The following is a 22,910-nucleotide window of genomic DNA, read 5'->3' as shown; positions in this document are numbered from 1 at the left end:
ATTCGCAGCAGTATCGAACTGATCAGGACTGAAGCACCGTGAACATGAATCTGGACATTGAAATTGGGCGTTCCAAGCGCGCTCGCCGGACGTTCTCCCTGGATGAGATCGCCTTGGTCCCTTCCCGGCGGACCCGTGATCCACGGGAAGTCTCCACCGGGTGGAAGATTGACGCCTATGGCTTTGACACCCCGTTCATTGCCGCGCCCATGGATTCGGTGACTTCCCCGGCCACAGCCATTGCGATGGGCAAGCTGGGTGTTCTTGGTGTGCTCAACTTGGAAGGTCTGTGGACCCGGTACCAGGATCCTCAGCCGTTGCTGGATGAGATTGCGGCTCTGTCCCAGGAGGACCTTCCTGCAGCAACCCGGCGAATGCAGGAAATCTACGCCGAACCCATCCAGCCGGCCTTGATCACCGAGCGGTTGCGGGAGATTCGTGAAGCCGGGGTGATCGTGGCGGGGGCGCTGACCCCGCAGCGTACTCAGGAGCACTACCGCACCGTGCTGGAAGCCGGTGTGGACCTGTTCGTGATTCGCGGGACCACGGTGTCCGCCGAGCACGTCTCCGAGGCTCAGGAGCCGCTGGATCTCAAGAAGTTCATCTATGACCTGGACGTTCCCGTGATCGTGGGCGGGGCTGCGGGTTACACACCGGCCTTGCACCTGATGCGGACGGGTGCTGCGGGCGTGCTGGTGGGCCTGGGGGGTGGGGCTGCCATGCGAACGGAGCAGGTTCTGGGGATTCACGCCGCCGGAGCTTCCGCGATCTCCGATGTTGCCGCAGCCCGCAGGGACTACATGGATGAATCCGGTGGCCGCTACGTTCAGGTCATTGCCGACGGCGGTCTGGGCACCTCTGGCTCCATTGTCAAAGCCTTGGCCATGGGTGCGGATGCGGTCATGCTGGGTACGGCACTGGCACGGGCGGAGGAGGCCCCAGGCCAGGGATTCCACTGGGGCGCGGAGGCCCACCACATGGAACTACCACGCGGTGCCCGCACGCACCTGGGGGCAGTGGCACCCCTGGAAGAACTGCTCAACGGACCGTCCCACCGCGTGGACGGCACCTCCAACCTGGTGGGTTCCCTGCGTCACGCCATGGCCACCACCGGATACACGGACCTCAAATCATTCCAGCGCTCGGAGGTTGTGGTCCGGGGCTGATTCGATCCCGTGTGGCAGGCTCACTAGACTGGCACGGTGCTCCGGACCGCTCTCAGACCCAAGTCGCTGATCCTTCTGCTGGTCTGTCTGAGCATCGCCACTGTGTTCGTGCTGCTCAGCCGATGGCAGCTGAGTTCCAGTGAAGAAGGGCGCACAATTTTTGACCCGGGCAAAGAGGTGGTTCAGCCGCTGCAGGAGGCCATTCCGGCGGGGCAACCAGCCTTGGCCTCCTTTGCCGATCAAGCCGTTGAAGTAGAGGGCACCTACCGGCCGGACTCGCAGGTTCTGGTGGCGGGGCGCCTCCAGGACGGTGACACCGGCTGGTGGGTGGTGGATGCCCTGACGGTCAGTGACTCCGCACAGGACTGGCCTGATGCAGGCGGGGACGTGATCATTCCGGTGGTGCGCGGCTGGGTCTCCGAGCCGCAGGCGGCCGAGCAGATTCAGGTGCCCCAAGGCGACGTCGTTGTGGTGGGCCGTTTCCTGCCACCGGAAGCGCCGCTGTCCACGGAGCGCACGGAGAACGGTGCCTACCGCACGCTCTCCCCGGCGCAGCTGACCAACGTGTGGGCCGCTCCGGTGTACTCGGGCTTTGTGACCGCCGATGCCGAGTCGCTGGCTGCCGACGGTCCGCAGCTCAATGCCGATGGCACGCTGCCCGCGGACGGCACCTTGCTGAGTCCGCAACTGGATGTGGTGCAGGTGGATCAGCAGCCCACGGACACCTCCGTGAACTGGCTCAACCTGTTTTACGCCGTGGAATGGATTGTGTTCGCAGCTTTTGCTCTGTGGATCTGGTTCCGCTCCGTGGCGGACACCCACCGGCGTGAAACCGACCCCGAATCCTGGTTTGTGTTGGGCGGGGAGGAAACCCCCTACTACTGGGACGAATCCAGCGGCCGCTACTACTACTACGACCCCGTGGCTGAGACTTACTACTTCTTTGACGGCCAACAGCCGCACGACGGCACGGCAGCAGAGATGACGCCCACAGAAAGTGACCAACGATCATGACCCAGCCCCCAGACTCCAACGGCCTGCCCACAGACGGTGAAACCCCGCGTCCGCAGGAGCGCACCGATGGTGTTCGCGTGCCGGTGCCCGAAGGCGCAACTCCGGCCAACGCTGCGCGCCCGGGTGGTCCGGATTCCACGGCAATCCGCACACGACGTCGTTTTGGCGGCACCGAATCTCAGATCCGGGGGGCGCTGTGGTTCTACATGGTCTGCGCCTGGGTTTCCGGCACCTTCCTGTTGTTGCTGGTGGCGGAGATGATCACCCGCTACGGCTTTGGCTATGACTTGATTGCAGGCGGGACCTGGGCCGCCACCGGCGAGTCCAATGTCCTGGGCATGCGCAACAACGAGCTCATGACCATTGACGGTGGAGTGAACATCTCCACCTGGATTCTGATCATCCACGGGTGGTTCTACGTGGTCTACCTGTTCTCCTGCTTCCGCATTTGGTTGATGATGCGCTGGCCCTTCCCGCAGCTGATTGTCATGGCCTTGGGCGGCGTGGTGCCGTTCCTGTCCTTTTTTGTGGAACGCAAGATTCACCGCACCACCACCGCGGAGCTTGCCGCCAACCCCAAGGCCGCCAAACGGTACTGACCTGCACCGGGCAACGGTCCTGACCCATGTTGGGTGCTGACGTGGCCTAGAATGACGGCCGTGACCTCGCAGCTTTCAGACCCCGCCCGCACCCCATTGGACGCAGAGACTTCAGCCGACCCGAATGCCGCATCCGAGCTTGGTGCCGCACCGGACCAGGACCAGCAAGGCCCCGTCCTTGTTGTTGACTACGGTGCCCAGTACGCACAGTTGATTGCCCGGCGGGTGCGGGAGGCAGATGTCTACTCGGAGATAGTTCCCCACACCCTGTCCACGGAGGAGATTCTGGCCAAGAAGCCCTCCGCGTTGATTCTCTCCGGTGGGCCGTCCTCCGTGTGGGCCGAAGGCGCCCCGCAGCGCGATGCTGCGTTGTTCCAGGCCGGTGTTCCGGTGTTTGGCATCTGCTACGGATTCCAGGTCATGGCGCAAGCCCTGGGCGGCACGGTGGCTCAGACGGGAGCCAGGGAGTACGGCTCCACGGACGCAGCCGTTGATGTCACGGATGGTGCCGAACCGTCGTCGATCCTGGCGGACACCCCCGCCACCCAAGTGGTGTGGATGAGCCACGGGGATTCCGTGACCCAGGCTCCGGAGGGCTTTGAGGTACTGGCCTCCACCCCGGGTGCGCCCGTGGCCGCCTTTGCCGATGAAGATCGCAAGCTGGCCGGTGTGCAATGGCACCCGGAGGTGCGGCATTCCCAACACGGCCAGCAGGTGCTACGCAATTTTCTGTTCCAGACGGCGGGGCTGAAACCCACGTGGTCCACGGAAAACATCATTGAACGTGAAGTCGCCAAGATCCGTGAGCAGGTGGGGGATGGCCGTGCCATCTGCGGTCTCTCCGGTGGGGTGGATTCAGCGGTTGCCGCAGCCCTGGTGCAGCGAGCCATTGGGGATCGCCTGACCTGCGTGCTGGTGGACCACGGCCTGATGCGGCAGGAAGAAGTGGAGCAGGTGGAGCAGGACTACGTGGCTGCCACCGGCGTCAACCTGCACATCGCCCGTGAGCCCGAGCGCTTCTTGAGCGCCCTGGCGGGGGTCACCGATCCGGAGACCAAACGCAAGATCATCGGCCGTGAGTTCATTCGCGCCTTTGAAGCCGCGGAAGCTGCGGTGCTGCTGGAGGCCAAGGCCGACGGCGCCAAGGTGGGGTATCTGGTGCAGGGCACCCTGTACCCGGACATCGTGGAATCCGGTGGCGGTGAAGGGGCTGCCACAATCAAATCCCACCACAACGTGGGAGGGCTCCCGGAAGACCTGGAGTTCGAGCTGGTTGAGCCCCTGCGTGAGCTGTTCAAGGATGAAGTCCGTGAGGTGGGCCGCCAACTGGGCTTGCCGGAATCAATCGTGGGCCGCCAGCCATTCCCCGGACCCGGGTTGGGAATCCGCATCATCGGTGAGGTCACGGAGCAACGGTTGGAGATCCTGCGCCGGGCTGATGCCATTGCCCGTGCGGAACTGACGGCCGCCGGTCTGGATGATGAAGTGTGGCAGATGCCCGTGGTGCTGCTGGCAGACGTGCACTCCGTGGGTGTCCAAGGCGATGGCCGAACCTACGGTCACCCGATCGTGCTGCGCCCGGTGTCCAGCGAAGACGCCATGACCGCTGACTGGTCCCGGCTGCCCAGCGAATTGCTGGCCAAGATTTCCAACCGCATCACCAATGAGGTGGAGGAGATCAACCGGGTGGTGCTGGACATCACGTCCAAGCCCCCCGGAACCATTGAATGGGAGTGACGCGGTTACCCCACCCGCTTGACGACTCACGCAAATGAATTCATCAGGAGAAGCATTGTCCCCCTCGTCCACCACGCCCGTCACCCAGGGCACCGTCTCTCTCCATGCCTGGACTCGGCAGATGGATGCGTACACGGGTCCGGACACCCTGCTGGATTTCAACAAGGTGGACAACGTCTGCATTGACCTCACGGAGGCCAATTCCTCCGGTCAGGCGCAGCTGTTGATGGGTCGCCCCACCCGGCTGTCCACCATCCTGCGTGAGCCGCAAGAGTTCTCCCGGGCCGCCACGGCGGCGCAGGCCCTACGGACCAAGGTCCATGAACTGTCCACACAGCACGGGCTGGACGCTGCCTATCTGGCGGCCGGAACGGCGTCGTGGCTGTACCAGGGGCCTGCGGGCAAAGGCCCCAAGGGCTCCATGGCAGGTCAGGGAGGCGGGAGCCTCAGCGGGGAAAAGCGCTTCATTGCCCCCGTGCTGTTGGCGCCGGTCACCATCAAGCCCCGGGCCGATCACGGCGATTTTGACCTTCAACTGGTGGGGCCCGCGCGTCTGAACCCCGCATTGGTGCGGCGTCTGCTGGCGGATCACGACGTCGACCTCAGCACCGGGGAGCTTGCCCGCCTGGCTTACGGCACAAGGCGATTGGACCCAGCCCCCGTGCTGGAGACCCTGCGTGCCGTAGCGGCGCATGTGCCCGGGATGCACGTGGAACACCGTTTGTTGGTCTCCACCTTTGCCGATCTGCATGACCGTCCCAGCGACGATCAAGTGCCGGCCCGCAGCGAGCTGGTCAAAGATCTGGCACGGCTCAAAGAATCCGGCGCCCCGGTGGCCCAGGTGCAGCCCATTCATTCCACGGCGGCACCGCTTGATCACCGCGACCCCCAGGACGAACTGCTGTTGCTGGATGCAGACAGCTCCCAACAGGACGTGGTGGATCTGGCCACGGAGGGCCATTCCTTTGTGGTCAAAGCAGCACCCGGTACCGGCCAGATTGCCACGGCCGTCAACACCGTGGGGGCCCTGGTGGCGCAGGGGCGTTCCGTCCTGGTGCTTGCAGAACGGCGAGCCACGTTGGCGGACTTCCACCGCGGGTTCGAGATGCTGGGTTTGAGTTCCACCGTGCTGAAACTGGGCAGCCATCTGACCGGTGAGGACGTGGCTCAACAGCTGATTGCCGCCATCACCCGCAATGAACGTGCTGAGGAACCTGATCTGGGTGCCCTGCATGATCAGTTGCGTTCCACCCGGGCCAAGCTGGCCGGGCACATGGAGTCACTGCACGCCCACCGCAACCGCTGGGGAGCATCCCCTTACCAAGCCATGCAGGCTCTGGCCGATCTGACCTCTCGGCCTGATGGTCCCCGCACCAAGGTGCGCTTTTCGCGCGGGGTGTTGGATGCTTCCGCCCACCGCCAGGAGATCACCCGGCAGCTGGAACGTGCCGCAGAACTGGGCGCCTTTGAGGCCAGCACCCTGGAAGGCCCGTGGGAGGGTGCGCGGCTGATCAATGAGGAAGAGACCAAGCAGGCCCGCCACCTTGCCCAATCTCTCCTGTTGGAGCTGACCACCCTGGAAACCGGCATGCGCAAGGTCCTGGCTGTCTCCGACCTCCCACCCGCTGCCACCGTCCCCGAATGGGGTCAACAGCTGCGATTGCTGCAGGAGGTCAGGGATTCCCTCAAACGCTTCACCCCGGACATCTTTGACCGCCCGGTCACGGATCTGATTGCGGCCACCGCAGGTTCTTCATGGCGGAAAGACCACGCCATTGCCATGTCCGGATTGCAGCGCTCGCGCTTGCGCAAAGCCGCCAAAGAGTACATCCGTCCCGGCGTGCACCTGCCGGATCTGCACTCGGCGCTGGTCAAGGTGCAGTCGGAACGGGACCGTTGGCGTTCCTGGTCATCCACCCTGGAACACCCCAGCGTCTCCGCAGACATTGACAGCATTGCAGCAGTTCACGCCCGGTTCATGCAGGATTTGGAGGGTCTGGCCGTTGCCCTGGAGGGTTCGGAGACTGGCCGTGGACTGATGGACCGGGAGGCCTCTGCCCTGCGGGAAGTTCTCAATGATCTGATTGATGACGAGGACAATCTGGCCACCATCCCCGAGCGCATCCTGTTGTTGGAGGGTTTACGGGATCGCGGTCTGGGGGAATTCATTGACAATCTGGTCAAACACCGCACCCCGCGGGACAAGGTCTCCCAGGAATTTGATCTTGCCTGGTGGCAGTCGATTCTGGAAGCCATGGTCTCCGGAGATGACTTCCTGCCCATGACAGACGGCCCATCCCTGCGGGCGGCCGAACAGCAGTTCCGGCGGGCCGACTGGGCTCACATCTCCTCCGGGCCTTCCCGTCTGGAGTGGTCCTTGGCCAAGCGGTGGCACCGGGCAACGGGTGACAACCCGGAAGCTGCGGGACAGCTGCGGGACATGCTCCGCCACGGTTCCGCACCCCTCCACCAACTGTTGCGTGCGTGCCACCCTCTGGTCGGTTCCCTGGTTCCGGTGTGGACAGCCAGCCCCCTGGTGCTTTCCGCCGCCCTTCCGGAGGACACGGAGGTGGATGCCGTGGTGGTCTTGGACGGTGAGTCCTCGCCCCTGGCCGCCGTGTTGCCCGCCGTGACACGGGCTGAGCAGGTGGTGGTGTTCGGTGATCCCGCCCTGGGTGTGCCGCAGCCGTTCACAGTGGCGCCCATGACTTCCACCGCTGCCCAGCGTCCGGCGACGGCTGAGGTTGAATCAGCCTATGACGCCATGGCGCGGGTGGTCCCGGAACGTGTCCTCACCACGCTGTACCGGGAGATGGATGGCGAGCTGTTCGATCAGCTCAACCATGACTTTTATGATTCCCGGCTGACTCTGATGCCCACCGCTTCTGCTGTGATCGGCGGAACCCCCACCATGCAGGTGGAGTACGTGGAGGACGGTGTGGGCGTAGAAACGGCAGGCCGTGAGGGCGTGCAGTCGCCCAACGCGGAGGTCCGTCGCGTGATCCAGCTGGTACTACGGCACGCTGAAAGCACACCGCAGCGCTCTTTGGCCGTGGTGACCCCCAGCGCTGTTCACGCCAGCCGGTTGGCGCAGGGGATCCGGGCCGTCCTGGACCAGCGCCCGGAGGCCGCGGAGTTTTTCAAAGCCGGACCCGAGTCCTTCCGCGTGGTGGATCTGCACCGTGCCGTTGGATTGCAGCGGGACACGATCATCTTCAGTTTGGGTTTCGGCCGGACGGAAGATGGCCAGGTACGCCCGCATTTTGGCGAGCTCTCCCAACGCCAAGGACGCCAGAACTTTGTGCTGGGGATGACCCGGGCGCGCCACCAGACATTGGTGGTTTCCTCCGTTCGTCCCGAGGACCTTGACGGGCTTTCGCTCCAGCACGGAGCACGCGACTTTCACCGGCTCCTACACCGTCTGGAAGAGGCCGGTTATGTCCGGGAAGCGGTGGCATTGGCACCCTTGGTGGCGCCGCAGGAAGAGCCCGAGACCGACGACGACGCCGCACCGAACCTCACCCCAAGCAACGCCGCTCAGAGTGCTGCCGTACGCGGTGAGGACATCTCGCCGGATGACGACCCCGCAGTGCCACCGGCTGCATACCAGGCCGAGGTCGCAGCCACCGGTCCCACGGGGCGGCCCGTGCTGTCACTGGTCCGTGACTCCGATTCCGATGAACCCACGATCAGCCGTCGGCCCTCCGCGCCGGAGGAGACCCGGTCCGAACGGGATCAGGAAACTGCGGATGTGACCCATCCGGTCACAGACACGTCAGATGACCACCAGCCGGCGCAGGAGCAACCCCGCGCCGTGGTGCACGACCCCATGGAACTTGCCGACGCCGCCGTCCATGAAGATGCTCTGGTGCAAGACCTCTCCCGCAGATTGGTCCAGCGCGGAGCCGTGGTCCGTCATCACTTCCAGGACAAGATTGATCTGGTGGCCTGGTCCGAATCCGCAGAATCCATGGCCGCCGGGGCAGTGGTGAACCGGCGACGGCGTCCCGAAGGTGATCCGCTGCGGATTCCCGTGGCCGTGGAATCTGATGGATCAGAGGCCTCGGCGCAGATTTCCGTGCGCGAACGGGCGCGGTTACGCCCGCAAAGCCTGGAACGAGCGGGCTGGAACTACCTGACCTTGTGGACCATTGAGGTGTTCACTGATCCGGACACCGTGGCTGAATTGATCCGCCGATACCTTGGGCTGCCCAGCGACACTGCCTCCACGGATGGACCGCACACTGCTCATCGCGTGGAGCGGACCGACGGGCAGGAAGTGTGATGTGTCCTGAGCAAAGCTCCGGGCAAAAATCCTTAGGCGGGCAGAAACCGTCACCGGTGCGCCGACCGAAAGGGTCGCGCCGAGCCACGGGAGGGACTCCCGCGCCGGTGGATCGGCGGGAGAGCCAGGTCGGTGAGCAAGTCGGTGAGCAAGCTGGTGAACAGGGGCCCACTGGAATCCCCGTGCAGCGCGAACCTCAGTGGGCGGGCTTGACCACCCCGGAGCATGGGGGAGACCACCCCTCAGCTGGCCAGAACCACGCTGAGTCCCGGGCGGAGTGGTTGCGCTCCCAGAAACCTCCCCACTGGGGATGATCCACCGCGTGATGGAGTGCAGATAGCCCGTTGGAGCTCAGCGGGCTACAAGAACGGGAACCAACGCCTGGCTGTCACTGGCCGCAATGTTCTGTGCGGTGTGCGCATCGGTGCCCACCACCAAGAGGTCTTGATCGGACCCACCAGTTGACGAAGACAACAGACCGCCGCTGGGCTCCACCGGATCAGCCACCCACAACACCGTGACGTCACGTGCCACCACCCGATCCCGCGGCTGTGAATCGGTGGCACTCCCGGAGCGTTGCACAAGGTCCACCCCCTGGCCCGGACGCACATGGGTCAAGGCACCGGGGTCAGCCACCCGTATGGTCACCGCGGTGGTCCCGGCGGGCTGGCCCGCCAACAGATCAGGACCGACCACGCTGGAAACCGTGAGGGGCTGACCTTCCACCACGGCTGTTGAGAGGGTGCGCCCCGCCCAGTCCTCAATCCGGCCAGGTGATGGATCGCGGCGGTACTCCGGTGTGGTTGCTGAGGCCGCCAAGTCCACCGTGTCAGCTGTGGTTGTTGTGGTGGGGTCCGGTGGTGGGTCCGCATGGCCGGCCGGAGCCAAGGCCACCGGGTACTGGGCAACAGTGAGATCACCGGCAGACAGCACCGTTCCCGCGCCCAAGGATTTGGCGGCAACCACCACGGGGACAGTCTCCCGCTCCCCTGGACTGATCTGGAGCACCACAATGGCGGCAGCAATGCTGATCAGCGCGGCTGCAACCAACCGACGTTTGCGCGAAATCGCCGTCCGTAACTGCAATGCCAACGGGTAGCTGGGCCGCGTGGGACGCAACCTTCTGGGCCGGGAATGTCCACGTCCGCGGGCAGAGCGTGTCCGAGGTGAGGCGGTGCGTCCGCGGACCGCAGAAGGTGAATCAGATGAACCAAAGAGCCGCATGACCTGACGCTAAACAGTCTCCGCACACCGCCACCAGGGCAAACCGGAATCTGTGGATGACTGAGGAAGTTTTGTCCGTGTCAGCCCAAGCTGTGGAGACATCGGTACGGGAGGCTGTAGCCGCCCGGGTCTGGGATGCCCACGTCAGCCGTCAGGAAGTGCTGTTCGCGGAACCTGACGAGTTGGAACCCGAAGGCGTGGAGGCAGATTTCTGCCCGGAGCCTGTAGCGCCGTTGGTACCCGATGAGGCTGAGTCCGCGCCGGACGAGCCGCTGGTGCCGGAGGTTGCAGCCTTGCCGGAGCTGCCGGAATCAGCGGCGTCCTTGGCTCCGGTCTGAGTCGAGCCACCGGAACTGCCCGATCCTTGGCGTGCATCATTGCGGTAGAACCCGGAGCCTTTGAACACCACACCCACTGAATTGAACTGCTTGCGCAACGTGCCGCCGCACTCCGGACAGAGTTTCAGGGGCTCATCCGAAAAGGACTGCCGGACATCGAACTGATGGCCGCAGTCCTTGCATTTATAGGCGTAAACGGGCACTGAGAACTCCTGATTGAGGACGGGGTGACCACAGCAGATGGTCCACGGGCGGCACATGTGCCGCAGGGCTCACCTGCGCAGTGGCCGGAATATCGACTGGTCATTCTATGCCGGACGGTGGGGCTGGACAGCCAGCCTGGAACCCAGGCAGACGGCGTAGCCCGCGCTCGGTCAGCGCCATCGGCAGTCTGACATCCCACGGGTCAGCGGGAACTTTGCCCGCGGGCAAGATCTCACGGGCAAATACGCATCCGGCGCGCGGAATCTCGGCATCCACGGTGGCCAGGAAGGTGTCATAGAACCCTCCGCCCATGCCCAGCCGCAGGCCGTCGTCGTCCAGAGCCAAGCAAGGAACCAGGATCATGCCGATGTCCCGGGGTGCTGGGTGTGCGGGTCCAGTCGGTTGGAGGAGCCCGCCGGGACCGCTGGGAGCGAATTGAGTCTGTGACTGCCACCTGACCCAGGTCAGCCTGCGCTGGGGACCGGTCACGGGCAACCACACGTCCCGGGTGGAAGTCAGGCGTTCCAGGGCAGGGCGTAACGGTGGCTCGACGGCGCTCGGAAGATAAGCCAGTACGGCACCGGTGGGGTGGGACTGTGCCAGGTGGGCCAACGCCTGATCGAATCCAACCTCGGCCCGTCTGCGAAACGCCGGTGTGAGAGCGTGACGCAGAGCCTGAAGCCTGCGGCGCAAGGCCCTCTTGGGGTCATCGGCGTCAAGATGTACGTTCATGAACTCAATATTCCATTCCGATTCGTCCCCAGTGTGGTTGACGTGACGCCACCGGTTGGTGCGTTCTGGCTCACGTCGACTGTCCTCTGGTGCTAGCAGGCTTGCTCAGTGCGTGGGGGTGATCTCAGTGTCCGTTGCCGACTTGTAGGCCGTCCCGTGGTGACAGAGACACAGCGCACGCTCGGATAGGGGTGCATCTCCGATATTCTCAGGCCCATGACCCATGAAAACGTGAAGCACCCCGTTCGGAAAGCCGTCCTGCCCGCTGCCGGGTTGGGTACGCGCTTTTTGCCCGCCACCAAGGCCACTCCCAAGGAGATGCTGCCAGTGGTGGATCGTCCGGCCATCCAGTACGTGGTGCAGGAAGCCGTGGATGCAGGGCTGGATGACCTGCTGGTGATCACGGGCCGCTCCAAGCGTGCGTTGGAAGACCACTTTGACCGCATTCCGTCGCTGGAGCATCAGCTGGAGGCATCCGGCAAGCACAAGCTGCTGGAGGCCGTGCAGCACGCCTCCGACCTGGGGGATCTGCACTACCTGCGTCAGGGAGACCCCAAGGGCTTGGGCCACGCTGTGCTGCGTGCCAAGACGCACGTGGGCCAGGAGCCATTCGCCGTTCTGCTCGGTGATGACTTGATCGACGAGAAGGAGACCCTGCTCTCCGAGATGATTGACGTTCAGGAGTCCACCGGCGCCACCGTGATTGCACTGATGGAAGTTGCCCCGGAGGCCATCAGCGCCTACGGCTGTGCGGACGTGACCCCGGTGGAGGGCCAGGATTACGTCAAAGTCAATCGCCTGGTGGAAAAGCCCAAGGCCGAGGAAGCACCGTCCAACTTGGCCATCATTGGCCGCTACGTCCTGCACCCGGATGTTTTTGAAGTCCTGGAGCACACCGAACCCGGCGCCGGTGACGAGATTCAGTTGACCGATGCTCTGCAGGAACTGGCCGCCCGCGACGGTGAAGGCGGTGGGGTGTACGGCGTGATTTTCCGCGGCCGCCGCTATGACACCGGAGACAAGCTCTCCTACCTCAAGGCCAACATCACCATTGCCTCCGAGCGCGAGGACCTTGGTCCTGACCTGCGCGAGTGGTTGGTGGAGTTTGTGGAAGGGCTCGACTCCAAGTGACCGTGGGGGCCGTTTGGCCCGTCAGCTTGTCCTGGGGAGACCTGCTACTGCGGCCCATGCACCTGCGTGACCGCGCCGAATGGGATGCGGTGCGGTGGCACAACCGGGACTGGTTGGCGCCCTGGGAGGGCTCCCAACCTGAACCGTCTGAACGGCTGCCGTCGTTCAGACGGTTCGTTCGTGAACAGCACCGGGATGCCCGGGCTGGGCACTGTCTGCCGTGGTTGATCACCGAACGAACCGCTACGGATGACACCTATCGGATGGTGGGGCAGCTGACCGTGAGTTCAATCATCCTGGGAGCTTTCCGCTCAGCCACCGTGGGGTACTGGGTGGATGGCCGGGAGGCCGGGCGGGGAATCACTCCCATGGCGGTTGCCATGGCCACCGATTATTGCTTTCACCACAGGGCCCTGCACCGGATGCAGATCAACATTCGCCCGGAGAACACGGCCTCTCTGAGGGTGGTGGAGAAGCTGGGATTCCGGGAAGAGGGGTACGCCAAGGACTATCTGCACATTGCCGGACGGTGGGCGGACCACCGGTGTTTTGCGCTCACGGCTCCGGAGGTGCCACATGGTCTGGTGCGTCCATTCACCGGAACGGATACGGGAATTACGGTGCACTCGGGCTGACCTGTGACCGTGCCGCGAAGTCTCCGGGAGCGCTCAGATACGGGCCATGCAGGAACCACGACGGCGGCCTGATGGGGTTCAGTGCGGACACACCTGTCAGCCAGCATTACACGCGTGTGATTCTCCGCTAAAGTTGTCCCCGATCCGGTGATACCGGCAGCCAGCTTGCTGTGCTGTGCGGGCATCACTCCGGGTCCACTTCCCACCAACGTCGAGCATTCTCTACACAACCAGTCACGGGTACACCTGAGCCCGTGACTGATGACCCCCAAGGAGTCAGGATATGGCCATCAGCGCGACCAAAAAGGTGGAGTCCACCTTTGAGGGCCTGAACATCAAGTGGGATCGCACCATCATCTTTTTGTTGGGCTGCGCTGCTCTCTTCCTGGCCATCATCACGGGAATCTTGGCACCGCTGACCGTTGCGGTGACCTGGCCGTGGCCGGTGTTCTTGATGCTGGTTGGCGCAGGCTCCATTGCGGCCTTGCGCTACCTGGCAGTCCAGGAACGCCGTGAGCGCGCCGCTGGAGCCACGGACGGCACCGCAACGGACAGCGTGGTGGAGAACAACACGACAGCACGGGCAGCCGTGTTCAACAATCAGGCGCATGTGGAAGCTGAATCCGTGCGCCGCGAACAACAGCAGCGGGCGGACCTGGACCTCCCCGAAGATCAGACCTTCCTGGACAATCTTCACTTTGCGGAGGATTCCCAAGACTCGGAGCGTTCCCCCTACAACCTTCCGGCTGAACAGCCTGCTCCGCAGCAGTTGCCGGAGCGTCTGACGGACGCGGAACTGGAAGTCGCAGCCTCCACCAAGGTTGCCCGGGACATTCCCACCCATGACGAATTGGTGGCCGCGGCCCGTAAGGTGGCGCAGAAGTCCGCCGAGTCGGCGGGCAGCACCTGGGAGCCGGTTCCCGTGCCCAAACCCACCTACGCACGCACCGCCGTCGTTCACCGCCAGGCACCGCAAGCCCTGGAGGTTCCCAAGACTCCCGTTGCGGACCGCGGTCTCAGCTTGAAAGATGCCGCCAAGGCTCCCCAGCCAGAAACCAACACCGCAGGCATCAACTTGGATGACGTCCTGAATCGTCGCCGCGCCTGATCCTGACACTTAAGGATTCTCATGACCCCGAACGTGCAGTTGGAGGTCGAGCGCAAGTATGAAGTGCCGGCCGGAGCCGAACCGGATTGGGCCGCGCTGCCCACCCTGAGTGTGGTACCGGAAGCCACCGGCCGTGATCTTGAGGCCGTGTACTTTGACACTCCCGGAAACCGATTGGCCAGTTTTGGCATTGCTCTGCGTCGGCGAAAGGGCGGCCCGGATGCCGGATGGCACCTGAAGTATCGGGATCAGTTGGGCAAGCACGAACTTCACGTGCCGTTGCTGAAAACCTCGGACCGGATGCCCGCGCAGATGAAACAGTATGTGGCCGGACTTGTGGCGGGTCAGGAACTGGCGCCCCTTGCCACGGTGGTCAACAACCGGCGGGTGCTCGACGTGCAGCATCCGGACTTTGGCCGTGTGGCCGAGGTCTGCCTTGACGACGTCGTGGCAACAGATGAGCGGGCCGGGCTTCAACGCGCGTGGGTCGAGTACGAGGTGGAGCTGGTCAACGGCTCCGGCGCAGATGTTGGCGCGGTTTTTGAAGAGATTGAAACAGTGCTGTTTGCCGCTGGGCTCACAGCTTCTGCCTCCTCCGCCAAGATCGCCCGCGCACTGGGGGCCGACGACGACGCTCCGGCCGTGACCGTCACGGATCTGGACAACAATCCCGTGGGCGCTTCCAAGGGCTCGGACAAGGACGGCAAGAAGAAGTCCAAGAAAAAGGCCGGCGCCAAGAAGAAGTCGAAGAAGGGCACCAAGGCCGCTGAGGATGTGCGGGCTGATCCTGCTGCTGGTGAGCCGCAACAGACTGCGCCTGAGTCCGCGGAAGATCAGGTGTGGGTCCTGATCAACTCCAGCGTGGCAGGGCTGCTCTACGCAGATTTCCTGCTGCGCATTGGGGACCCGGAGGGCGTGCATGCCGTTCGTGTGGCGGCGCGGCGCCTCATTGCAGTGATCGAAGGTGTGGGTCCGGAGCTGGCAGGTGTTTCCCACCCGGAGCTCTCCGATCAACTGTCCGCCTTGAGCGACCACCTCTCTGCTGCTCGGGATGCTGAAGTTGTGGTGGAACTGCTGCCGCAACGGGCTGCCGTGGTGGGGGAGCAGGTCAGCAGCGCGGGTCTGGGGCAGCTCAATGCTCTGGCCCAGACCAACAAGGAGTCCACGCGAGCCGCCGCGGTGCGCCACCTCAACAGCGCTCAGCATTTGGGCCTGCTGGAGGAGCTGACCCAGTGGGCCGAATCCGTGCAGCTTGATCCCAAGGCGCGGGAGTTCTCCGCCAAGAAAATAGCAACCCGCGCGGTCAAACGGTGGAGCAAGGCTCTGGCTCAGGCTCAGGCCACGCTGGAGTCCACCGCTGAGGAGGCCGCAGACTCGGACCGGCCGGTTGCGGACCCATCTTCTGAGGCAATGTCAGAGGATGTGCAGAATCCGCAGACCCCGGAGGCAGCAGCCAAGATCTCAGATGCCGTTGACCTGGTCCACGTGCATCGCAAGGCACTGCGCAATCTGCGCTACGGCCTGGATGGTCTGGCCGTGACCACCGGCCTGGTACCCAAAAAATCCTGGCGGGGCCTGCTGGATGGTTCGGCACAGCTCCAGACGGAACTTTCAGAGATGATGGATGCCGCCGTCATGGACGATTGGTTCGCTTTTGCGGCACGGTCGCTGATCCGCACGGGAGGTGACCGTTACGTGGTTGGACTGCTGCACGGATATGAACGCGCCCGCGTGCAGTCTTATGAAGTACGTGCTCCGGAGCTGATCAACAGGCTACTGTCAGAGACATCACCTGAAGCCTGAGCACCGTAGGGAGCCTCCCATGGCTGTATTCGAGTCCACCGAACGCCTGGAGTACCCCCTGGACCAGGTATATGCCTGGCATCAGAGGCCCGGGGCGTTGACCCGGCTGAGCCCGGAATGGGCCCAGACCGTGATCAGCGAGTCCTACCCGCCCCTGAAGCCCGGTACCCGTGCACAGCTGAAAACCTCCGTACCTGGGACTGCCGGCACCGTTCGTGTTCCGTTCGTTTCTGAGCACGACGACGGCCCCGTGCCCCGGTCTTTCGTGGACCGCATGGTCAAGGGGCCGTTGGCTTCCTGGACGCACACGCACACCTTTGCCGATCCTGGCACCAGTACGGGATCGGGTCGAGATGGCAGCGAGGCGTGCGTGGTTCATGACCGGATCGAATACCAGGTGGTACCCCAGAAACTCCGTGGACTCAGCGCTGCCGGGGACAAGATGGCCGGTGCCTTCACGGGGCGTGCCATGGAATCGACCCTGGCCAAGACTTTTGCCGACCGCACCAGGCGTTTGCGTGCCGACCTGGAATTTCAGTCACATCTGGAACAGCGCTTCGGCCCACAGAAGCTGAAAATACTGATCGGAGGAGCTTCCGGACTGGTCGGCTCCCAGGTGGCTGCTTTGCTGTCCACCGCAGGACATGAGGTGCGGACGTTGGTTCGTGGGCGTCGTCGTCGTGATGACCAGGTGCAGTGGGACCCCGCCAAGGGCGTCCTGGACCCGGGTGCTGTGGTCTGGGCTGATGTGGTGATCCACCTGGGGGGAAAGTCGATTGCCACCCGCTTCACGGAAGCCAACAAGCGCGAGATCTTGGAGTCGCGGATCAACAGCACTCGCCTGCTGGTGGAGGCCTGTGCGGCACTGGAGCCTTCAGAGCGGCCGCGAGCCTTCATCTGCGCCTCGGCCATCGGCGCCTACGGGACGGACCGCGGGGACGCCGTGCTGACCGAAAAAGATGACTACGGTCAGGGGTTCTTGGCCGATGTGTGCAGGCAGTGGGAAGCGGAGGTGGCTCGGGTCCAAGACCTCGGCATGCGGTGGGTGTCTATCCGCACGGGAATTGTGCTCTCCACACTCGGTGGAGTTTTGAAATTACAACTCCCTCTGTACCTGGCCGGTGCCGGTGGACCCTTGGGCAGCGGACAGCAGTGGTTCTCCTGGGTGTCACTGGATGACATTGCCAGCATGTATGCCTGGGCGGTGCTGGATGAATCCCTCTCCGGGCCGGTCAACGCGGTGGCCCCTGAGCCCGTACGTCAGAAGGAGTTTGCCAAGACCCTGGGGCGTGCGTTGCATCGACCCGCGGTGTTGCCGGTGCCATCCTTTGGACCCGCGCTGCTTCTGGGGCGTGATGGCGCGCGTGAACTGGCTCTGGCCAATCAACGGGTCACCCCCGAGGTTCTGGAGATCGCAGGGTTCCCCTTCCGGCATGCTCAGTTGCGGCAGGCCTTGGAATGGACCCTGCCGCCGCGGTGACAGAAGTGCAACCGCGACTCAAGCTGAGCGGGCTCAGCGTATTTCCTCTGACCCCCATGGTGGATGACCACATTGATTTTTCGGCTCTCGGGAATCTGGTTCAACGGCTGAAGTCAGAGGAAGTGGACTCGATAACGGTGTTGGGCTCAACGGGCTGCTATGCCTACCTGGACGCTTACGAACGCCAAGCGGTCCTGGACTGCGCCTTGGAAGCTGCCGGGGCCATCCCCGTACTGGCCGGAATAGGCGCGTTGAGAACATCTCACGTGATGACCCACGCCCGGCAGGCTGAGCAGGCCGGAGCCTCCGGTGTCCTGCTGGCCCCGGTCAGCTATCAGCCCTTGACCGATAACGACGTCCTGGAACTTTTCCGCGCTGTCACCGATTCCACGGACCTTCCCGTGGTGCTTTATGACAACCCCGTCACCACAGGGTTCACCTTTCACCTGGACCTCTACAGCCGCGTAGCTGCTCTGGAGGGGGTGGCTGCCATCAAGATTCCCCCGATTCCCGGTGATCAGAAGGCCATGGATGCTCACGTGGCCGACGTGCGGAACGCAGTCGGAGATGAGGTTGTGGTGGGGATTTCCGGGGATGCTGCCGCTGTACGCGGGCTCAGGGCTGGTTGCGACACGTGGTACTCGGTGCTGGGCGGCACCTTGCCCGAACTGGCACAGCAGATAGTGGCTGCAGCGGATACCGGAAAATCCGAAGACCAGATCAACCGGGACCACGGCCTGACCACGTTGTGGGACCTGTTTGCTCAATACGGCAGCTTGCGGGTGATTGCCGCCGTTGCTGAGGAGCTGGGTCTGGTGCGGCGGCCCTGCTTGCCTCAACCCCTGCTGGGGTTGGACGATGCGCAACGGCTGGCGGTCCAAAACTACTTACGGACACTCACCGATTCGTGAGGTTTCAGGTAGGCGAACGCACCATCCCACAAAGAAGGATGGCGCTGGTTGTTCATTCGGCTGCTGAGTCGATGAGCCGTAGCCAGTTCTGCCGGGTCAGTTCTGCTGCGGCTGAGGTGTGCCCGTCCCGGAGAGCCTGGATGATCCGGGCGTGCTGGGTGGGGGAGTCGGAGCCTGTGAGGGAGCCGAAATGCAGGTATTCACGACGCCGTAGGGCGGCCGTCACCGATTCCAGGTGCTCGGGGATCAAAGGATTGCCGGAGGCGTGAACTGCCACATTGTGGAAGGCATCATCTGCGGCAATGGCTTCTTGGGCCATGTCAGCTGCCTGCTCCCGGTCTGTGGTTGATGCCGATTCACTGCTGGCAGGAATCTTGGCCAGGGAGGTGGCCAAGATCTGATTGGCCCGCTCCATCTCCGCCAGGTCTTCGGCGGTGAGCCTGGGGGCTGCCAGCGTGATGGCCAGCGCGTGCAGTTGGGCGGCCACCTGCTGGGCGTGGCGGACTGCGTCGTCGTTTTCGGGGGCCACCATGGTGAGCTTCCCCGGAGTGGAGATCACGAGCCCGGACTGCTCCAAACGAAGCAGCGCCTCTCTGATGGGGGTGCGGGAGACCCCCAGCCACTGGCCCAGTTCTGAGTCGCGCAGCTTTTCTCCGGGTTCCAAATCCCCGCGAATGATGGCATCGCGCAGCGTGTGGTAGACGTTCTCGCGCAGGAGGGAACGTTGATGGAGGCCACGGGTTGCGGGGATCGGCACGGGAGCCTTTACGGGTTTGGGTGCAGGAAGTTCCTTGACAGTCTACTGATTCGATACGCAATATATTGCATATCGAATCAGCGCCGAGCTACCAGGAGAGCACCTGTGTCCATCACCGATTTTTCCCGATATCCGCTGACCTTTGGACCGAGTCCCGTGCATCAGCTCAAGAACCTGACCGCGCACTTAGGGGGTGCTCAGATCTGGGCCAAGCGGGAGGACGTCAACAGCGGGCTGGCTTTTGGCGGCAACAAGACCCGCAAGCTGGAGTACATTGTCCCGGACATCCTGGCCTCCGGGGCAGACACCTTGGTCTCCATTGGGGGTTATCAGTCCAACCACACCCGACAGGTGGCTGCCGTGGCCGCACACCTGGGGCTCAAGGCCCGGTTGGTGCAGGAAAAGTGGGTGGACTGGGATGACCCCGTCAATGACAAGGTGGGAAATATCGAGCTGTCCAGGATCATGGGCGCTGATGTCCGCTTGGACCCGGCCGGGTTCGACATCGGTATCCGTTCCAGCTGGGAGGCAGCCCTGGCTGAGGTGGAGGAGCAGGGCGGCAAGCCTTATCCGATCCCTGCCGGAGCCTCCGAACACAAATACGGTGGACTGGGTTTTGCCAACTGGGCCTATGAGCTTGCCGAGCAGGAAGAAGAACTGGGTGTCTTCTTTGACACCATTGTGGTTTGCACAGTCACGGGGTCCACCCATGCAGGCATGATTGCCGGTTTTGCAGCACTGGAAGAAGCCGGCGGCCGTCCGCGCCGCGTCTTGGGGATTGATGCCTCTGCAACCCTGGCCAAAACTCGGGACCAGGTGGGGCGCATTGCACAAAACACCGCGGAGCTGATCGGTCTGGGGCGGGAGATCCGTGATGATGAGGTCACCGTTCTGGAGGGTTGGGCCGGTGACCTCTACGGCATCCCGGTGGAGTCCACGGTGAATGCCATCCGCACCACGGGACGATTGGAAGGTGTGATCCTGGACCCCGTGTACGAAGGCAAGTCCATGGCGGGGCTGATGGATTTGGTCCGTAGTGGTGAAATCCCCAAGGCCTCCAATGTTCTTTATGCTCACCTCGGTGGACAGTTGGCACTCAACGCGTACTCGTCGATTTTTGCCGACTGAGGGCAGCGTCCACGCGTGACCACCGAGGGGCACGACGACGTTGCACCTCCCGTGCCTGATGGTCTGCCGTGTGAGTGACTGATGGTGTGAACGTCAACGGGTCAAAGGAGACCAGGATGACTGAAGTGAATGCCCATGAGGTATCGGATGCCGATGAACCACAGTTTGAAACCGGCACACAGGTTGATCCACCCAGCGTGAACTCCCGACCATTGTCGGCGGGTTCCTCCCTGGACGGTTCGGTGCTGGATGAAATTGCCCAGCGAGTTCTGTGGCTGTCCACCGCCATGATTGATGCCGCCAACCGAGGCCGCACCAACCAGGACGGGGTGAAGGTGGGCGGACACCAGTCGTCGTCGGCATCCATGGTGGGGATCATGACGGCTCTGTGGTTCTCCAGCTTGGGGCCGAATGATCGAGTGTCTGTCAAACCGCACGCCTCTCCGGTGCTGCATTCGATCAATTACCTATTGGGAGATTTGGACGAACGCTATTTGCCCACTTTGCGCGGGGAGGGCGGATTGCAGCCCTATCCGTCCCGCGCCAAGGACCCGGACACCGTTGATTTCTCCACCGGATCTGTGGGGATCGGGGCCACTGCACCCCTGTGGGCGGCTCTGTCCCACCGCTACCTGAAGGATCGTTTCCCGCAGAGCCCGGAGGCTGGTCGGTTCATATCCCTGTTGGGGGATGCCGAAATGGACGAAGGCGCAGTGTGGGAAGCGATCATTGACCCGGAGGTCCGGCAGCTCGGTGAAGTGGTCTGGATTGTTGACCTCAATCGGCAGTCCTTGGACCGGGTGATCCCGGACATACAGATTCAACGGTTGCAGGGCATGTTTGCCGCAGCGGACTGGCAGGTGTTGACCTGCACCTGGGGGCGGCGCCTGGAGAGATTGTTCAGCCAGCCCGGCGGAGAGGCGCTGCGCGAGCGGATGACTCAGATGCCCAACGAGGAATACCAGCGCATTTTGCGCTCCCACCCGGATGAGGTGCGGGAGCGTTTGCTGGCAGGGGTTGAGGGTGGCCAAGCCGGTGCGTTGGCCGAGCTTCTGAGCACGCTCTCGGCACGTGAGCTGGCGGAGGTGGTCCGCGATCTGGCCGGACACGACGTCGAACGCCTGATCGAGACTTTTGAGCAGATTGAGGACACCCGACCCACCGTGATTTTTGCCTACACGATCAAAGGCAAGGGTCTGGCCACGGAAGGACACCCGAACAACCATTCGGCGCAGTTGACCGCCGAGCAGATGCAAGAGCTGGCCGAACTGTCCGGGATGGACCTTCAGGAGCCGTGGCAACGGTTCCACCCGGACAGTGCCGCCGGTCAGGTGTGTGAGCAGACCACCCAGCGGCTCAGGCGAACCCCATACCGCGTTGCTGAGACGGCACCCGTTCCGGCCGAACTCGGATGGCATCACAAAAACGTGACCTCCACTCAAGCCACCTTGGGCCGTTTCCTGTCTGACCTCAAACGGGCGGCGCCGGAGGTTGCGGAGCGTGTGGTGACACTGAGCCCGGACGTGGCCACCTCCACCAATCTGGGTGGTTGGATCAACAAGACCGGGGTGTGGTCACTGACCGAACGAGCAGACTGGTTTGCCGATGACCGTGAGCGGGTTCTGCGTTGGCAAGAGGATGCTCAGCGCGGACAGCACATTGAGTTGGGCATTGCCGAAGTCAACCTGGTGGGATTGGCCGGTGAGCTGGGCGCCACCTATTCCCGCTGGGGTCAACCGTTGATTCCCGTGGCCACCATCTATGACCCCTTCATCAACCGAGCCTTGGAGCCGTGGACTTTCGGGATTTACGCCGGGGGACGTTCCATCGTGGTGGGGACCCCGTCCGGGGTCACTTTGGCCCCAGAGGGCGGGGCGCACCAGTCCTTCAACACACCGTCGGTGACCATGGAAGTGCCCGGGCTGACCAGCTGGGAGCCGGCGTTTGCGCAAGATATGGAGTGGTCAATGTTGGAGGCCATGCGAACCCTGCATTCGCCTGAAGGCACTTCTGCCTACTTCCGACTCACCACGCGCCCGGTGGATCAATCACTGGCACGGCTTCCGGAAGATCCGGTGTTGCGTGAGCGGCGTCGTCGTGCAGTCTTGGCAGGCGGTTACCGAATTTCCGAGCACCCCGCCCACAACGACGCCGTCACGTTGGTGGGGGTTGGTGCGATCATGACCGAGGTCTGCGCTGCCGCCGATGCCCTGGAGCGCTACGGAGTTCAGGCCGGGGTGGTGTGTCTGAGCAGCCCGGATAAGGTGTATGAGGCACTGCGTTTGAGGGGTGGACCGAGTCGGGCTGGCGGCGGTGTGTTGGAGCACTTGTTTCCCGCTGATGCCCCCGTGCCGTTGGTGACCGTCCAGGACGCCCACCCGCACACGCTGGCTTTCTTGGCGGGAGTTCGCGGTGATCGCATGACAAATCTGGGAGTGACCCAGTTCGGGCGGGCTTCCTCCGTTCAGGAGGCCTACCGGTTCCACGGAATTGACAGCGATTCCATCATCAACGCAGCACTGGATGCTGTTGGAAGGTGAGGCCGGGCCGGCTGGCTCCGGTCTGCTGGCTGATCCGCGGCCCCTCCGGTGCTGTGTCATGACCGGCCAGGGAGGGAGCATCCTTCCCTGGTTGGACTTGGTTGCGGTGTCTACGGTG

At 63.4% G+C, this 22,910-nt stretch carries 17 protein-coding genes and 1 pseudogene; 14 read left to right on the top strand and 4 right to left on the bottom strand.

Annotated features, from left to right (window positions below):
- The first annotated feature begins 44 nt into the window (after positions 1 to 44).
- The 5 genes from Q4G32_RS00910 (at position 45) to Q4G32_RS00890 (ending at position 8,801) form a co-directional block, all read left to right on the top strand.
- Complete coding sequence (locus Q4G32_RS00910; RefSeq protein ID WP_303348941.1) at positions 45 to 1,166, top strand: GuaB3 family IMP dehydrogenase-related protein; 1,122 nt, start codon at positions 45 to 47, stop codon at positions 1,164 to 1,166.
- A gap of 36 nt (positions 1,167 to 1,202) precedes the next feature.
- Positions 1,203 to 2,180, top strand: a complete 978-nt coding sequence (locus Q4G32_RS00905; protein ID WP_303348541.1) for an SURF1 family cytochrome oxidase biogenesis protein — start codon at positions 1,203 to 1,205, stop codon at positions 2,178 to 2,180.
- Positions 2,177 to 2,779 carry a DUF3817 domain-containing protein gene (locus Q4G32_RS00900; protein ID WP_303348540.1) on the top strand — a complete coding sequence of 201 codons (603 nt, stop codon included), beginning with the start codon at positions 2,177 to 2,179 and terminating at the stop codon, positions 2,777 to 2,779. Before Q4G32_RS00905 ends, Q4G32_RS00900 begins: the two co-directional genes overlap by 4 nt.
- Positions 2,780 to 2,875: 96 nt before the next feature.
- Positions 2,876 to 4,516 (top strand): glutamine-hydrolyzing GMP synthase, encoded by a 1,641-nt coding sequence (guaA, locus tag Q4G32_RS00895; protein ID WP_303348939.1) that lies wholly within the window; start codon positions 2,876 to 2,878, stop codon positions 4,514 to 4,516.
- A gap of 55 nt (positions 4,517 to 4,571) precedes the next feature.
- The gene (locus Q4G32_RS00890; RefSeq protein WP_303348539.1) at positions 4,572 to 8,801 is read left to right on the top strand and encodes a hypothetical protein; all 4,230 of its coding nucleotides are present in this window, start codon (positions 4,572 to 4,574) and stop codon (positions 8,799 to 8,801) included.
- A 351-nt stretch (positions 8,802 to 9,152) separates the two neighbouring features.
- Here the strand turns inward: Q4G32_RS00890 and Q4G32_RS00885 are convergent, their stop codons facing one another.
- Positions 9,153 to 9,887 (bottom strand): SAF domain-containing protein, encoded by a 735-nt coding sequence (locus Q4G32_RS00885; protein ID WP_303348537.1) that lies wholly within the window; start codon positions 9,885 to 9,887, stop codon positions 9,153 to 9,155.
- 194 nt (positions 9,888 to 10,081) lie between these two features.
- Here Q4G32_RS00885 and Q4G32_RS13895 point away from each other — a divergent pair, with 194 nt between their 5' ends.
- A complete protein-coding gene (locus Q4G32_RS13895; protein WP_368660352.1) occupies positions 10,082 to 10,363 on the top strand; it encodes a hypothetical protein in 282 nt (93 codons plus the stop codon).
- Between the two features lie 62 nt (positions 10,364 to 10,425).
- On the opposite strand, the pseudogene Q4G32_RS13890 reads toward Q4G32_RS13895, so the two are convergent.
- Together Q4G32_RS13890 and Q4G32_RS00875 are read right to left on the bottom strand one after the other, a co-directional pair.
- Positions 10,426 to 10,623: pseudogene (locus Q4G32_RS13890) on the bottom strand (FmdB family zinc ribbon protein); the annotation flags it as partial.
- Between the two features lie 43 nt (positions 10,624 to 10,666).
- On the bottom strand, positions 10,667 to 11,299 hold the full coding sequence (locus tag Q4G32_RS00875) for a 5-formyltetrahydrofolate cyclo-ligase (protein ID WP_303348534.1): 633 nt from the start codon (positions 11,297 to 11,299) through the stop codon (positions 10,667 to 10,669).
- Positions 11,300 to 11,515: 216 nt separating this feature from the next.
- Between Q4G32_RS00875 and galU the strand changes: the two genes are divergently transcribed.
- From galU to Q4G32_RS00845, 6 genes are all read left to right on the top strand, one after another.
- Entirely contained in the window at positions 11,516 to 12,430 is a 915-nt protein-coding gene (gene galU / locus Q4G32_RS00870; protein WP_303348532.1) for a UTP--glucose-1-phosphate uridylyltransferase GalU, read from the top strand.
- A 26-nt stretch (positions 12,431 to 12,456) separates the two neighbouring features.
- The gene (locus tag Q4G32_RS00865) at positions 12,457 to 13,065 is read left to right on the top strand and encodes a GNAT family N-acetyltransferase (protein WP_441327436.1); all 609 of its coding nucleotides are present in this window, start codon (positions 12,457 to 12,459) and stop codon (positions 13,063 to 13,065) included.
- 283 nt (positions 13,066 to 13,348) lie between these two features.
- Positions 13,349 to 14,173 carry a hypothetical protein gene (locus Q4G32_RS00860; protein ID WP_303348528.1) on the top strand — a complete coding sequence of 275 codons (825 nt, stop codon included), beginning with the start codon at positions 13,349 to 13,351 and terminating at the stop codon, positions 14,171 to 14,173.
- Between the two features lie 21 nt (positions 14,174 to 14,194).
- Positions 14,195 to 15,976: a CYTH and CHAD domain-containing protein gene (locus tag Q4G32_RS00855; protein ID WP_303348526.1), complete on the top strand. Its 1,782-nt coding sequence runs from the start codon at positions 14,195 to 14,197 to the stop codon at positions 15,974 to 15,976.
- A 19-nt stretch (positions 15,977 to 15,995) separates the two neighbouring features.
- Positions 15,996 to 17,456, top strand: a complete 1,461-nt coding sequence (locus tag Q4G32_RS00850) for a TIGR01777 family oxidoreductase (RefSeq protein WP_303348524.1) — start codon at positions 15,996 to 15,998, stop codon at positions 17,454 to 17,456.
- Complete coding sequence (locus Q4G32_RS00845) at positions 17,435 to 18,367, top strand: dihydrodipicolinate synthase family protein (protein ID WP_441327435.1); 933 nt, start codon at positions 17,435 to 17,437, stop codon at positions 18,365 to 18,367. The genes Q4G32_RS00850 and Q4G32_RS00845 overlap by 22 nt, the downstream gene beginning before the upstream one ends.
- A 52-nt stretch (positions 18,368 to 18,419) precedes the next feature.
- Here Q4G32_RS00845 and Q4G32_RS00840 read toward each other — a convergent pair whose 3' ends face one another.
- The gene (locus Q4G32_RS00840; protein WP_303348520.1) at positions 18,420 to 19,124 is read right to left on the bottom strand and encodes a GntR family transcriptional regulator; all 705 of its coding nucleotides are present in this window, start codon (positions 19,122 to 19,124) and stop codon (positions 18,420 to 18,422) included.
- A gap of 105 nt (positions 19,125 to 19,229) precedes the next feature.
- Here Q4G32_RS00840 and Q4G32_RS00835 point away from each other — a divergent pair, with 105 nt between their 5' ends.
- Together Q4G32_RS00835 and Q4G32_RS00830 are read left to right on the top strand one after the other, a co-directional pair.
- On the top strand, positions 19,230 to 20,252 hold the full coding sequence (locus tag Q4G32_RS00835) for a 1-aminocyclopropane-1-carboxylate deaminase (protein WP_303348518.1): 1,023 nt from the start codon (positions 19,230 to 19,232) through the stop codon (positions 20,250 to 20,252).
- Positions 20,253 to 20,368: 116 nt separating this feature from the next.
- Positions 20,369 to 22,792 carry a transketolase-like TK C-terminal-containing protein gene (locus Q4G32_RS00830; protein WP_303348516.1) on the top strand — a complete coding sequence of 808 codons (2,424 nt, stop codon included), beginning with the start codon at positions 20,369 to 20,371 and terminating at the stop codon, positions 22,790 to 22,792.
- Positions 22,793 to 22,910: the final 118 nt, after the last annotated feature.

Source organism: Kocuria sp. (assembly GCF_030538595.1).
GTDB lineage: Bacteria > Actinomycetota > Actinomycetes > Actinomycetales > Micrococcaceae > Kocuria.
This window is presented reverse-complemented; position numbering and strand designations above follow the sequence as displayed.